Source organism: Thiomicrospira sp. WB1 (assembly GCF_001507535.1).
In the GTDB taxonomy this organism is placed as follows: Bacteria; Pseudomonadota; Gammaproteobacteria; order Thiomicrospirales; family Thiomicrospiraceae; genus Hydrogenovibrio.
Window position 1 is genome coordinate 116,796 of sequence record NZ_LQBN01000001.1, and the last position, 13,268, is coordinate 130,063.

The following is a 13,268-nucleotide window of genomic DNA, read 5'->3' on the forward strand; positions in this document are numbered from 1 at the left end:
ATCATCATGCCCCAGTTTCAGCGGGGTAAACGTCTGAACAAAGAGGGTGTTTTTTCAAAATAGGGTTTGTACTGGGATTCCACTTTCGGGTTGAGATGATCTCGGGATTCCGCCAAATGTCGGGCAAACGGATCACTGGATTGGGCGACCACGATTTCTTCACCGTCTGCGTTGTAGACTTCGATGAATGTGAACGTGGGGTTGATTTGCTGGTTGCTCCATCGTAGCAGTGTCTGTCGCGATTGCTCGCTCAGGGACTGGTCTTGGTCCAGCATTTTCAGGGTACTTTGGTGGTCTTTAATCAGGGATTGGGCGACTTCCTGGGCTTGTTCCACCGCATCGTGTTCCAGTTGTTCGATGCCGTAAAACCAAAGCGCCATGGAGGTCAGCGCACCAAAGATGATCGCAATCAGGCCGAGTCGCCAGGCCAGATAGCCATGCAGGGCGGTTCGATTATTTAAGACGTCTGGGTTCATGCGTCTGTCTCCTCTTTGAGCCACGTTATTTGCACGCGTAAGCCGCCATAGGGCGATGTATCGAATTCAAAGGTCAGGTCATACGCCTCTGCGATCTGGCTGGCAATGGCAAGACCGACGCCATGCCCGGGTTTGGTTTCATCCAGGCGGACGCCGCGTTTGAGAATGTGCTGGCGTTGCGCTTCGGGCACCCCCGGGCCGTCGTCATCGATCATCATTCGGTCTGTGTCATACGTGAGGTGGTAATCGTGTCGGCTGAATTTGGCCGCGTTGTCCAGCAGATTGCCCAATAGCTCAAAACCGTCGTTTTTTTCCAGAGGCAGTTGCGCGGGCCACTGGGTCAGAGGCGGATGGGTGTGCCATGCTTTGTCCGGATACAGCTGTTGCATCGAACTCAACAGGTCCGGTAGATCGGCCTGAGGGGAAAAACGCTCGAGGCGCGCAGATTGGGAGGCAATGCTGGCGGCTTGTAATTCGGTTTCAAGGCGCTGATGAATGGTGTCGGTTTGCGCTTGCAGGGTGGCTTTCAGTTCGGGGTGTTCCGCGACCACCGGATGCTGGCGCAATTGAAATAAAATGTTCAGCGGCGTTTTTAAGCTGTGCGCCAGGTTGCTGCTGGCTTGTCGTGAGCGTTGCAGCTGGCTTTGTGCGCTTTGGAGCGCTTCATTCAGTTTGGTGATCAGCGGCTGCACTTCTTGCGGATAGTCATCGGCGTTCACGTAAAACGGATGGCCTTTTTGCAGGCCGTCCAGAGCCTGGTAGATCGGATCCAGCTGTTTAAAACTGCGCCGAAGCAGCCGTTGCTGAAGGGCATAGATCACGCCCAGACTCAGCACAACGAACACCGCCACAATGCCATCGAATAGCCACAGCGCCTGCTCCATGTCTGAGTGATCTTCGGCCACATAGATGGCAAGCGGTTGCCCCTGAAAATCACGGCTGGTCTGATACACCAGAAGGTGGTTGTCATTGGGCCCGAGGGTCTCGTAGTGCTGCGACTGACCCATGGGCGCGGCCGGTTTCAGATACATCGGGAAGGCATTCAGGGAAGAAGACGTGAGGGTATCGTGCTGGTTTTTGACAATGAAGTAGTGCCCGGAATCCGGCACCGAATACGCCGGATTGAGGCTGGGTTCGGACAGGGCCAATTGTTGGTTTTGCACAAATAAATGCTGAGTGATGGAATCGGCGTCAAGATGAAGGCGTTCCAGAATGTAATCTTCCGCCAAGTGGTGAAGGGTCCAGATTGCGAGCCACCACAAAAGGCCAAACACAATCAGTAAGCTCAACCCCAGTGACAGGTTCAGTTGTTTCTCAATCGATTTCATGTGGCCACCAGACGGTACCCCTGGCCGCGCAGTGTTTCAATGGCGGTTTTTCCAAGGTATTGACGTAATTTTCGGACATACACTTCGATCAGGTTGTCATCGCGATCATAGTGCTGGTCGCCCAGTTTCTGCATCAATTGCGCTTTGGAAAACACGCGGCCGGGCGCCTGAAAAAAGGCATGCAGCAAAATGAACTCATTGCGGCTCAGGGACCAACGCCGTTCACTGACGTCGGCGTTGCGCTGAATCAGCGTACGTTCGCTGTCACAGAGCTCAAAGGTACGATAATGGAGGCAGGGCGACAATTGCTGAGGTGGGCGCTTGAGCAATGCCTCGATGCGGGCTTGTAATTCTTCAAAATGAAATGGCTTGCCCAGATAGTCATCGGCCCCGGCTTTTAAGCCCTGAACCCGTTCCTGCCAGGCATTGCGGGCAGTCAGGACCAGCACTGGCGTGGCTTTGCTGCGACGAAGATTAGTCAGCACTTCCAGTCCGTCCATGCCGGGCAGCCCCAGATCCAGAACAATCAGATCATAATCAAATTCCAATGCCAGATAGAGCGCTTCCTGACCGTCGCCGGTATGATCGGTGATGTGTTCCGCTCCCAGCAGATCGGTCAGTTGAGTCACCAGCGTGGGTTCGTCTTCGCACAAAAGCAGCTTTGCCATGGATGGATTCCATTTCCCAGATAATTAAGGATCTTAACGCATCAATCTGAATTCAACCTGAAAAAAATCCTACCCCAACGCATGGGCTTTGCAAACCCACGGCGGTTCTGTTAATTTCAGGAAAGGGTGTTGATAAACATCCGTTTCTTCCCAATGAAAAGGAGGGCGGAGTGATGTGGAATCGAATGCAGTCGCTCAGCGCAGCGTTTCTGTTGCTTTGGGCCAGTCAGGCCGCGATGGCGGAACCACTGGATGTCGCGATCACACCAGAGTTGAGTCAGGTGACGGTGTTGCATCAGGGGGAATCGGTCACCATTCAGCGTGAACAGGATCAGAGCAACACAATTGAGGACGATTACGCGTTGACCTCAAGAGCCTGTCCGCCATTTTGTGTCCAACCGATGCAGATTGCGCCGGGTGTGACCACCATCGGGGAACGTGAGTTGCTGGATTTTCTGCAACGTCAGTCCAAAGACGATGAAGACATTGTGGTGATTGACTCTCGCACGCCGGACTGGGTGGCCAAAGGCACCATTCCCGGTGCCATCAACCTGCCCTGGACCAAGTTGTATCCGGAATCGGACAGCTATCGGCCGCTTGAAGTGGAAAGCCTTCTCACCGATCGCTTCGATGTAACGATTGAGGATGGCATTTGGAACTTTTCCCAGGCCAAAACGCTGGTCCTGTTCTGTAATGGACCCTGGTGCGGCCAGTCGCCGACCAACCTCAGAGCCTTGCTTAACCTCGGGTATCCCGCGCACAAACTGTTCTGGTATCGGGGTGGGATGCAGGCCTGGCAGTCATTGGGGCTGACCACCGTCCGTCCCTGAGCCGGGGTGTTTTTGACCAGGCCTGGTCAAAAAGGTGATTCACGCTTGAAATCGCCGGTGCCAGGCTTCGCGCAGTTGCTGCACGATCTGGAAAAACACCGGAATGAAGAACAGCGCGATCAGTACCAGTGCCAACATGCCGCCGATGATGGTCAGGCCGACATAAAATCGGCTGGTGGCCCCGGCGCCACTGGCAAACAGCAACGGTAAGACGCCCAAAACGAAGGACAGGGACGTCATCATCACCGGGCGAAACCGTAGGCGTGCGGCACTGAGTGCGGCGTCGGCGATGCTCCGAGCGTGCCTTCCCTGTGTCCCGCTGCGTTCTTTGGCGGCAAACTCCACCATCAGAATCGCATTTTTACTGGCAATGCCAATCAACAGCACCATGCCGATTTGGGTATAGAGGTTGTTGGTCAGACCGGGCATGAGTTTGAGCGCAAGCAAGGCCCCCCAGAACGCGATGACCACGGTGGCAATGATGGCGATGGGCAGACTCCAGCTTTCGTATTGTGCTACCAGAAACAAATAAGCAAACAACGTCGCCAGCGCAAAAATCATCAGCACCAGTTCGTTGGCCTTGAGCGCTTGCAGGGTATTGCCGGTCCATTCAATGAAATACCCATCCGGCAGGGTGTTGTGTGCCAATTGATCCATCAGGGCGACCGCTTCGATGTCGCTGGTGCCGGTCGCCGGTGTGATTTGCAGATCGGCCGTGCGCACCAGGTTGTATCGATTAATGCTCGAGGGACCCACCTGCGGCACCACCTCGAGCAGCGCACTGGCAGGAATCAGTTCACCCTGGTCGGATCGAATCTTCAGGCGTTTGAGGTCATCGAGTTGATCTCGATTGTCGGCGCTGGCCTGAACCTGTACCTGGTAATTGCGCCCTTTGAGCGTGAAGTCATTGACATAGGCACTGCCCAGATGGGTGGACAGCGTCTGGTAAATGCGCTCGGGTGAAACGCCCAACATTTGTGCCTTGTCGCGGAAAACGCTGACCTGATACTGCGGGGTGGTCGCGCTGAACGTGGTTTTGGCCCGTTCGATTTCATTGCGCTGATTGGCTTGATAGATCAGCCCGCGCAGGGTTTGCGCCAAAGCTTGAACCGAGTCGCCGCTTAAGTCCTGTAATTGCGCGCTCATATCCCCACTGCGGCCCAATCCGTTGATCGCCGGGGGCGGAAACGCAAAGGCATTGGCTTGCGGCATGGCTTGCAGAGACTGATTGATGCGTCCCAAAATCCGATACCACTGGGTTTCGTCACGGGTTCGGTCGGACCAATCATCCAAAATGGCGATCATAAACGCGCTGTTGGCGGCCAGTCCCGAAAAAAGGCTGTAGCCGGACACCCCGATGATGTCACTGATGCCCTCAATCGGGCGCAGTTGATCGGTGATTTCGCGGGTCACAGCTTCGGTGCGTGCCAGCGAGGCGCCATCGGGTAATTGGACGTTGATCATCAGGGCGCCCCGGTCTTCCGGCGGGATGAAGCCGCCGGGCACCGATTGAAAGAGCCACACGGTGGACAGCGCAAACAGAATGAAAACGCCCAAAACGGTTTTGGGGAAACGCAGCAGGTGCGCGATGCTGCCGACGTAAGCGCCGCGAATGCTTTCCAGGCCTTTGCCGAAAGGGCGTGCCGGGGAAAAACGGCTCAGTGGCGATTGCAAGGCCTGGGCGCTTGGGCGCAATAACAGCGCGCACATGGCCGGTGACAGAGTCAAAGCGGTGAGGGAAGACAGGACCACGGCAAACGACAGGGTTATGGCAAACTGCCGGTAGAGTTCCCCGGTAATGCCAGGCATAAAGGTAATGGGCACAAACACAGCCAACAGCACCAGCGTGGTGGCAATCACCGGCGTGGTCATCTGGCGCATGCTGTCAATGGCGAGTTGCTTGCGATCAAGGCTGCGCGCATCGGCCTGATCGATCAGGCGCTGGGTGTTTTCCACCACAATGATGGCGTCGTCCACCACAATGCCGATCGCCAGAATCAGGGCAAACAGGGTAATCATGTTCAGGTTGAGGCCAAAGGCAAACAAGACGCTCATCACGCCGATCAATGCAATCGGAATGGCGACGGCCGGGATCAAGGTGGCGCGCCAGTCCCCCAGAAACAGCCAGGTGACCAATACCACGAGTGTGAAGGTGATCAACAACGTCTTGAAGACCTCTTCCACCGAGGCCCGAACCGATTCGGTGGTGTCATAGAGAATGTCGTAGGCCAGCCCTTCGGGCATACGCTGTCCCAGACGCTCCATTTCCGCATAGACCGCATCGGCGACTTCCAGGGCATTGGCGCCCGGTGTCTGGAAAATGGCCAGTGTGGCCGCGGCCTGGTTGTTCAGGCGCGCGTTGGCCAGATAGGATTTGGAACCCAGCCCCACCTCGGCCACGTCCTTGAGCCGAACCGTGCCCCCCTGTGCGTTGGCACGCAGCAGAATCTGCTCAAAGGCCTTGACGCTCTGCAAACGACCGTCGGCTTTGAGCGTGTATTGAAATGCCGGGGGACGCGGGGCATCGGCCTGGTCGTGCACAAAAGGCGGTCCGCCGATGGTGCCGGCGCTGGCCTGAATATTCTGGCTGCGGATGGCACTGAGTACATCCTGCGTACTGAGCTGATAAGCTTCCAGCTTGAGCGGATCCAGCCAGATGCGCATGGCGTAGTCGTTCTGGCTCAGTTGCTGGGCGTTGCCGACGCCGGGCAGGCGCGCCAGCGGCTGTTCCAGATTGCGAGCGGTATAGTTATTGAGAAACAGGGCATCATAGCGCTCGTTGGGTGAAAACACGTTGATCACCATCAGCATGTTGCCACTTTGTTTTTCGGTGGTGATGCCCTGTCGAATCACGGCCTGGGGCAACTTGGGTTGCGCCAGCGCCACTCGGTTCTGAACCTGAACGGCGGCGATGTCGGGATCGGTGCCGACCTCAAAGGTGATGGTCAGCTGGTAATGGCCGTTCTGGCTGCTCTGGGACGACATATAGAGCATGTTGTCGACCCCGTTGACCTGTTCTTCGATGGGGATGGCAACGCTTTCGGCCAAGGTTTCGGCATCGGCCCCGGGGTAGGTGGTGGACACCTGAACCTGCGGCGGCGCAATATTGGGGTATTCGTTGATGGGCAGAGCCTTGAGCGCAATGCTGCCGGCAAGGACCAGCACAATGGCCATCACAAATGCAAACTTGGGGCGTCGGATGAAAAACGCGGAAAACATCAATCTGCCTCCGCTGGCATCGGCGACACCGTTTGCCCCGGCCGGACTTTCTGCAACCCCTGAGTGATCACGCGCTCGCCAGCTTGAAGCCCCGAGGTGACCTCGATCTGGTGATCATAGGTCTCCCCCAGTTGAATGCGCCGCTCCTCGACCTGGTTCTGCGCGTTGACCACCAGCACAAACGTGCCTTTTCGGTCTTTCTGCAGGGCTTTTTGTGGCACCATCAGGGCTGGTTGATCGCGGGTCTGCTCAATGACCAGCGTGACAAATTGCCCCGGCAACAGCTGATGGTTCGGGTTGTCAAAGCGGGCGCGGATTTTGATGCTGTCGGTGGCCGGATTCACTTCGTTGCCCAGAAACGTAAACTGCCCAGTGTGGGCGTATTGGCTGCCATCGGACAGAACCAGACGGGGGTGTGGGGTATCGGCCAGTGCCGCTTGCAAGGTGCGTTCGCCCAGCTTTAAGTCACGACGGAAAGGCAGCAGTGCCCGTTCGCTGATTTCCAGGCTGACATAAATCGGATCGAGTTGATGCACCTGTGCCAAAGCCCCGCTGGCGGGATTGACCAGATTGCCACGCGTATAGTGACTGAGACCGATGACACCGTCGATCGGGCTTTCAATGGCGGTGTAGCCCAGTTCGCGTTGGGCATTGTCCACCGCCGCCTGCGCCAGTTGGACCTGCGCTTTGGCGGAAATGCTGGCGGCTTCCGCCTGGTCCAATTCGGCTTGTGAAATCAGGTTTTTTTGCTGCATGTCCTGCTTTCGCCGGTAATCCGCCAGCGCATTCTGGCGTTGGGCTTGGGCTTGCAAACGCTGTGCTTGCGCCTGTTCCAGAGCGGTCTGATAGGGCGCGCGTTCAATCTGAAACAGCGTCTGACCCTGGACCACTTTTTCCCCTTCGTCAAACAGGCGGGCCTTTAGAAACCCTTCAATGCGTGCGCGCAGGGCGACGCTCTCGATCGGTTCCACTCGCCCCAGTAAACGATGCGTCTGGGTGGGCGAAGCGGTTTGAACGGTCATTACCGTGACCGCCGTGGTTTGACCATCGCTCGGTTCGTTCGCGCTGGCCGCGGGCCCGGCGGCCCATGTCAGGGTAAAAAGGACCAGGCCTGGTAAAAAATGGACAAGGCGCATGAGGCGATCGGATAGGTTGCGGCGCATGGTCTCTCCCAAGATCAGACAATCAACCTCATTGTAGGGCAGTTTGCGGGAAGAGACCAGATTCGGATGTGACTTTGTTGTCACAAGGCGGCTTCATGGCTGCGTTTCAGTGCGTTATCTGGTAAAAAGAGTTGCACTGATGCTTCATACGAGGGTGACGAGGGTGATTGGGAAAGCATTAATCATTTGGCTGGGACTGCTTGGGATCGCGATCCTCAATGGCGCGCTTCGTGAGGGGGTATGGGCACCCATGCTGGGTGAGGTGGCGGCCAATCTGATCAGCGGATTGATGCTTGCGGGGCTGATTTTGGGGGTGGCGTATTATTCCCTTCCCTGGCTGGCGGTGACAAGTTTTGCGCACTATGGATGGATCGGCGCATTGTGGGGCCTTCTGACCGGGCTGTTTGAAGGGGCGATGATCCATTGGCAGGGTCGGATCGAGGAGGATGCTTGGGCGGCGATGACGTTTGAGCAGGGAAATCTCTGGCCTTTGATCTGGCTGGTGACGTGCCTGGCCCCGGTGTTGGCGGCTCTAGGACGCAGACGATTCGGATAGGGGGTGCAGTTGACCGTTTTCAATGCACCAGGCCTGATAGTCGGTTTGGTCGCGAGCGGTCTCGGGGATCAGATTGAGGCTGGTGGTGGTCAGCAGAGATTGAATGCCCAGCTCCTGGAGCAGAGTCAGCAGGGTCTGGCGATGATGCGCATCCAGTTCGGCCGGAAGGTCGTCGATCAACATGATCACCGTCTGGCCGCTCAGTTTTTCGTAAAGGGCGGCCTGGGCCAGCAGCAACGCGCAGACAAACAGCTTTTGCTGACCGCGGGATAAGGCCATCTGGGCGTCCATTTTATCAAAGCGAAACCGCATGTCGGCACGATGGGCACCATATTGGGTAAAGCCTTGTTTTCGATCTTTTTCCAGATGGCTTTGCAGCGCCTGGCCAAAATCGGGTTGGGCCTGAGGCCAACCGGGGCGGAAGCTGACTTGCGGCGGCGCGGACAGTTCCGGCATAAGGGCTTGGCAATAGGTTTCCAGAAAGGGCGTCAGGGCGTGGATGTAGTCATGTCGCAGACTGTGCAGGCGATCATTGGCCGCCAGCAGTTGTGCGTCCCATAACTGGACCTGGTCGGCGGGCAGTTGTTGACGCAGGGCGCGGTTGCGTTGTTTCAGTGCGCGCTGGTAAAGACGCCAGTGTTGCATGAAATCGGTCTGAGCATGAAAGCAGCCCCAGTCCAGATAATGACGGCGTGCTTTGGGGCCTTCTTCCAGTAGGCGGTGGCTTTCCGGCGTGAGCAACTGAATGGGCAGGGTGGCGGCCATTTCGGCCTGCGTGCGAATGGTGTCGCCGTTGATGCGCACTCGCACCTGTCCGTCCTGCTGGCGACTCAGGCCCAGACGGTGGCGCTGGGTGCCCTGTTCGACTTCACAGAAAATCACCAGGCCTGGTTGCTGGTGCTGAATCAGTTGGCGCGGTTGGGCCGTACGGAACGAGCGGCCTGACGCCAGGGTCCACAGGGCTTCGATCACCGCGGTCTTGCCCGCTGCGTTGTCACCGGCGATCACATTGATGCCGGCGCCAAAGCTCAGATGGGCCTGATCGATGTTACGAAAGTGCTGCAGCTGGAGATTGACCAGTCGTGACAAGCGTGTGCCTCAGTGGGCCGAACTAAAGACGCATCGGCATGATCACATGCTGACAATGGCAGCCGTCGGTTTCCATTTCGATCATGCAACTGCTGTTGGCGTCTTTCATATGCAGGGTCACCTGTTCCTGGTGCATGGCATTGATGACATCCAGCAGATAATTGACGTTGAAACCGATTTCCATCTCCGGCCCCTGATAATCAAGGGTCATGTCTTCGTGCGATTCATCCTGCTCCGAGTTCTGGGCGTGCACGGCGATCAAGTTGGCTTTGAGTGCCAGACGAATGCCTTTAAATTTATCATTGGACAAGATCGCGGCCCGCTGTAACAGGCTGCGCAGCAGTTCACGCTGGGCGGTGGCCAACTGATCGTTGTGTTGCGGCAGAACGCGTTTGTAATCGGGGAAACGACCATCGACCAGTTTGCAGGTAAAGACCGTGTCTTCCATCTGCACGGTCAGGTAGTTTTTGGCCAGCGCAAACGCCACCAGGGTTTCGTCGTCGCCAATGAGTTTTTGCAGTTCCATGACCCCTTTACGCGGCAGGATGGCCTGAGTCGCTGTCAGGCCTTCGGTTTCCAGCTGAGTGGAGCAGGTGGACAGTCGATGTCCGTCGGTGGCGACCACACGCAGCGTCTGATCACTGATGTCGAACAGCATGCCGTTCAGATAGAAACGAACGTCCTGATGCGCCATGGCAAAAGCGGTGTGGGCGATCAGTTGTTTGAGCTGGTGCTGTTGCAGAGAAAACGACAGTTCGGTCTGGGTCAGATCAATCGTCGGGAAATCCTCGGCCGGCAGCGTGGAGAGTTTAAAGCGCGAGCGTCCGGCCGAAAGCTGGCAACGGGTTTGTTCGAAGTCAAGGGTGACCAGCACGCCATCGGGCAGAGAGCGCACAATGCTGATCAGTTTCATCGCCGGCAGTGTGGTCTGGAAATCGCCATCACTGGTTTCGATCTCGGTGGTGGCACGGGTTTCGATTTCCAGGTCAGACGCGGTGACGGTGAGTGTGTTCTGGGTGATCTGGAACAGAAGGTTGGCCAGCACCGGCATTGTCTGGCGTTTTTCGACCACGCCGCCGACGGTTTGCAACGCTGAAAGTAAATTTTCGCGGGACAGGGAGAATTTCATGAGCAATACCTTTGTGCAGTTTGGGTCACAATGTTATTCGCCATTATGCCAAGAATTCGGAATGGCTTCTACAGACCTTTTGTGAATTTTTAACGACCGCTGATTGACGCTTAGTTGGTGATGATTCGGATCAATGTCTGCCAGTCTTCGCCCAGCTGATGGTCGGTTTCGGTCAATTCTTTGATCTTTTTGATCGCATGCAGAACCGTGGTGTGATCACGTCCGCCGAAGGCATCGCCGATTTCCGGCAAGCTGTGCTGGGTCAGTTCTTTGGCAATGGCCATCGCCATCTGGCGGGGCCGGGCGATGTTGCGCGTGCGGCGCTTGGATAAAATGTCCGCCACCCGGATTTTGTAATAGTCGGCCACGGTTTTTTGAATGTTTTCCAGTGTGACCATTTTCTGTTGTAGTGCCAGCAGATCCTTGAGGGCCTCTTTCGCCAGGCTGACGGTGATGGCCTGCTGGGTAAACTGGGCAAAGGCGCCCACCCGTTTCAGTGCCCCTTCCAGGTCACGGACATTGCCACGCAAGCGTTTGGCGATGAAAAACGCCACATCGTCGGACAGCAGAAAGCCAAATTCGTGGGCTTTTTTCAGCAGAATGGCCACACGCATTTCAAATTCCGGCGGTTCAACCGCCACCGTCAGGCCCCAGCCGAAACGCGATTTCAAGCGGTCTTCCAGCCCTTCGACTTCTTTGGGAAAACGGTCACTGGTCAAAATGACCTGCTTGTTGCCTTCGAGCAGGGTGTTAAAGGTATGAAAGAACTCTTCCTGCGATTGTTCTTTGTTGGCAAAAAATTGAATGTCATCGATCAATAAGGCGTCCAAAGAGCGGTAAAAACGTTTGAATGACTCGATTTTTTTATGGCGCAGGGCATTGACCATGTCCGCCACGAAACGTTCCGAGTGAAGGTACACCACCCGAGCCTGAGGGTTGCGTTTCATTAAGAGGTTGCCGATGGCATGCATCAAGTGGGTTTTCCCCAGACCGGAGCCGCCATAAATGAAAAACGGGTTGTAACCGCCACCCGGGTTGTCCGCCACCTGGTGTGCGGCCGCGGCGGCAAGCTGGTTGGCCTTGCCTTCGACAAAGGTTTCAAACGTAAAGTGTGTGTTGAGATTGTGCTTGATCCCGGACGGTTCCTGGCTGGCTTCGTCGGGATTGGACCGTTCCTGATAGGTGGCCTGTTGAGAGGAGGTTGCTGAGGTGTCTGAATCAGCCGGTCGGTGTGAAAAATCCGCCAGAGGGCCGGTTGCCTGCTGGGCATGCGGACGCGTGGGGTCGACCTCCTCAATCCGGTCAATGGCGTAATCGCCAATTTCCAGAGAGACCCTTGGCGTATTGGCCGGTGCCACCTGTTGCACGGCTTGCTCGATTTGATCGATGAGTTTGTCATTGACCCAGTCATAGATGAACCCTGAGGGCGCAATCAGTCGCAGCGTCTGGTCGGATTCAATGGCTTCCAGCGGACGTATCCAGGTCAAAAACTGGACATTGCTTAATCCGGATTCCAGATGTTTCAGTGCTTGGGGCCACAAAACCGTGCTCAAAAGGTCACCTCGGTTCATATCAGTAAGGGGTGGATCAACTTCGCCAGAGGCCGGTCCGATTGCATTTTCTGGGCACATTTTGCATGGCCATTGCCCGTGACAGGCCTGATGGGTCGCTGGCGAAAAGGAATTATACGACTGAAGCCGGTGTCCGCCTAGAGGGGGGTTGTGGATAAGTTGGGGACAAAGTCTGTGGATAAGGTTGGTTAGGTTGGAAGTAACTGTTTGAATTGATGAGGTTCTTTACACAAATTAAAATTCTTTCATAAAAAAAGTTCATGGGGGCCTTTGTCTGATTTGCGCAGGCGCTTGTAGGACCAGGACCGAGGCCAGGATCAGGTAGCTGATCCGTCAATTCGCTTCGCCGCGGCCATCACAGCCAAAACATTTTGATGGCAAGCACAATCAGCAGCAACGCAAACACCCGTTTGAGGGTCTTTACCGGCAGGCGATGTGTCAGCGTGGCCCCGACCGGCGCGGTAAAAAAGCTGGCTGCCACGATACCCAAAAACGCCGGCCAGTAAATATAACCGGTCGACCCGTCGGGTAAGCCGGTGGTTTGAAAGCCGCTGAACATGAATCCCAAAGTACCCGCTGCGGCAATGGGCAAGCTCAAAGCGGAGGACGTGGCAATGGCCTGGGGCATGCGCACGTTGTGCCACATCATATAAGGCGTATTCAATGCGCCGCCGCCAATGCCGACCAGGGACGAGAGGCTGCCAATGACCGTGCCCGCACTGAAGCGACCCACGGCCCCTGGCATGTCACGGTGCGGGTCGGGTTGCAGGTCGAGCAATAACTTCAAGGCAATGGCGACTTCGATCAGGGCAAACACCTTCGCCAGCAGGGAGGCATTCATAAAATGCGCCAGCCAGCCGCCGAGCAGGCCGCCCAGGAAAATGCCGGGCGCCAGCGTGCGAAACAGGTCCCAGCGGACCGCTTCGTGCTGTTGATGTTTGCGCACCGATGCGGCAGAGGTGATGAAAATGGTGGCCAAAGAGGTGCCGATGGCCAGATGAACCACATAAGGGGTGTCGAGGAACCAGACAAAAGCGGAGGTGAGAATCGGCACGATGATTAAACCGCCGCCAATGCCCAGCAAGCCGGCAAAAAAACCAGCCACCACTCCAGTGAGCACATACACACTTAGCTCAATCAACCACTCCATGACACACCTGCTATTTCGTCTGTTCTGTGCATTGTAACGGACCTTGTTGTTGACTCGAATATTTCACAAATTTGCACCGACCTTGCTTG

At 56.2% G+C, this 13,268-nt stretch carries 11 protein-coding genes; 2 read left to right on the forward strand and 9 right to left on the reverse strand.

Going from position 1 to position 13,268, the window contains the following annotated elements; all coding sequences use genetic code 11:
• Positions 1-17 precede the first annotated feature (17 nt).
• Genes AVO41_RS00545 through AVO41_RS00555 form a run of 3 tightly spaced genes read right to left on the reverse strand, consistent with a single transcriptional unit; the run spans position 18 to position 2,472 of the window.
• Entirely contained in the window at positions 18-476 is a 459-nt protein-coding gene (locus AVO41_RS00545; protein ID WP_068581030.1) for a hypothetical protein, read from the reverse strand.
• On the reverse strand, positions 473-1,804 hold the full coding sequence (locus AVO41_RS00550) for a sensor histidine kinase (RefSeq protein WP_068581033.1): 1,332 nt from the start codon (positions 1,802-1,804) through the stop codon (positions 473-475). Before AVO41_RS00550 ends, AVO41_RS00545 begins: the two co-directional genes overlap by 4 nt.
• Positions 1,801-2,472, reverse strand: coding sequence for a response regulator transcription factor (locus tag AVO41_RS00555; protein ID WP_068581036.1), 672 nt, complete (start codon positions 2,470-2,472; stop codon positions 1,801-1,803). Before AVO41_RS00555 ends, AVO41_RS00550 begins: the two co-directional genes overlap by 4 nt.
• 173 nt (positions 2,473-2,645) lie before the next feature.
• Here AVO41_RS00555 and AVO41_RS00560 point away from each other — a divergent pair, with 173 nt between their 5' ends.
• Positions 2,646-3,302 (forward strand): rhodanese-like domain-containing protein, encoded by a 657-nt coding sequence (locus AVO41_RS00560; protein WP_068581038.1) that lies wholly within the window; start codon positions 2,646-2,648, stop codon positions 3,300-3,302.
• A 39-nt stretch (positions 3,303-3,341) separates the two neighbouring features.
• On the opposite strand, the gene AVO41_RS00565 is transcribed toward AVO41_RS00560, so the two are convergent.
• Together AVO41_RS00565 and AVO41_RS00570 are read right to left on the reverse strand one after the other, a co-directional pair.
• A complete protein-coding gene (locus AVO41_RS00565; protein WP_068581041.1) occupies positions 3,342-6,521 on the reverse strand; it encodes an efflux RND transporter permease subunit in 3,180 nt (1,059 codons plus the stop codon).
• Complete coding sequence (locus tag AVO41_RS00570) at positions 6,521-7,768, reverse strand: efflux RND transporter periplasmic adaptor subunit (RefSeq protein WP_153003440.1); 1,248 nt, start codon at positions 7,766-7,768, stop codon at positions 6,521-6,523. Before AVO41_RS00570 ends, AVO41_RS00565 begins: the two co-directional genes overlap by 1 nt.
• Before the next feature lie 55 nt (positions 7,769-7,823).
• Between AVO41_RS00570 and AVO41_RS00575 the strand changes: the two genes are divergently transcribed.
• Positions 7,824-8,240, forward strand: coding sequence for a hypothetical protein (locus AVO41_RS00575; RefSeq protein ID WP_153003441.1), 417 nt, complete (start codon positions 7,824-7,826; stop codon positions 8,238-8,240).
• Here the strand turns inward: AVO41_RS00575 and recF are convergent.
• The 4 genes from recF to AVO41_RS00595 all read right to left on the reverse strand — a co-directional run bounded on the left by recF (position 8,217) and on the right by AVO41_RS00595 (position 13,179).
• Positions 8,217-9,329: a DNA replication/repair protein RecF gene (gene recF / locus AVO41_RS00580; protein WP_068581051.1), complete on the reverse strand. Its 1,113-nt coding sequence runs from the start codon at positions 9,327-9,329 to the stop codon at positions 8,217-8,219. The genes AVO41_RS00575 and recF overlap by 24 nt on opposite strands.
• A 22-nt stretch (positions 9,330-9,351) precedes the next feature.
• Positions 9,352-10,458: a DNA polymerase III subunit beta gene (dnaN, locus tag AVO41_RS00585; protein ID WP_068581053.1), complete on the reverse strand. Its 1,107-nt coding sequence runs from the start codon at positions 10,456-10,458 to the stop codon at positions 9,352-9,354.
• Between the two features lie 110 nt (positions 10,459-10,568).
• On the reverse strand, positions 10,569-12,011 hold the full coding sequence (gene dnaA / locus AVO41_RS00590; protein WP_068583153.1) for a chromosomal replication initiator protein DnaA: 1,443 nt from the start codon (positions 12,009-12,011) through the stop codon (positions 10,569-10,571).
• A gap of 373 nt (positions 12,012-12,384) precedes the next feature.
• Entirely contained in the window at positions 12,385-13,179 is a 795-nt protein-coding gene (locus AVO41_RS00595) for a sulfite exporter TauE/SafE family protein (RefSeq protein WP_068581056.1), read from the reverse strand.
• Positions 13,180-13,268 lie beyond the last annotated feature (89 nt).

Coding starts and splice junctions, on each gene's coding strand:
- AVO41_RS00595 (WP_068581056.1), bottom strand. CDS start 13,179: ATGGAGTGGTTGATTGAGCTAAGTGTGTATGTGCTCACTGGAGTGGTG.
- AVO41_RS00565 (WP_068581041.1), bottom strand. CDS start 6,521: ATGTTTTCCGCGTTTTTCATCCGACGCCCCAAGTTTGCATTTGTGATG.
- AVO41_RS00560 (WP_068581038.1), top strand. CDS start 2,646: ATGTGGAATCGAATGCAGTCGCTCAGCGCAGCGTTTCTGTTGCTTTGG.
- AVO41_RS00550 (WP_068581033.1), bottom strand. CDS start 1,804: ATGAAATCGATTGAGAAACAACTGAACCTGTCACTGGGGTTGAGCTTA.
- dnaN (WP_068581053.1), bottom strand. CDS start 10,458: ATGAAATTCTCCCTGTCCCGCGAAAATTTACTTTCAGCGTTGCAAACC.
- AVO41_RS00545 (WP_068581030.1), bottom strand. CDS start 476: ATGAACCCAGACGTCTTAAATAATCGAACCGCCCTGCATGGCTATCTG.
- AVO41_RS00555 (WP_068581036.1), bottom strand. CDS start 2,472: ATGGCAAAGCTGCTTTTGTGCGAAGACGAACCCACGCTGGTGACTCAA.
- AVO41_RS00575 (WP_153003441.1), top strand. CDS start 7,824: ATGCTTCATACGAGGGTGACGAGGGTGATTGGGAAAGCATTAATCATT.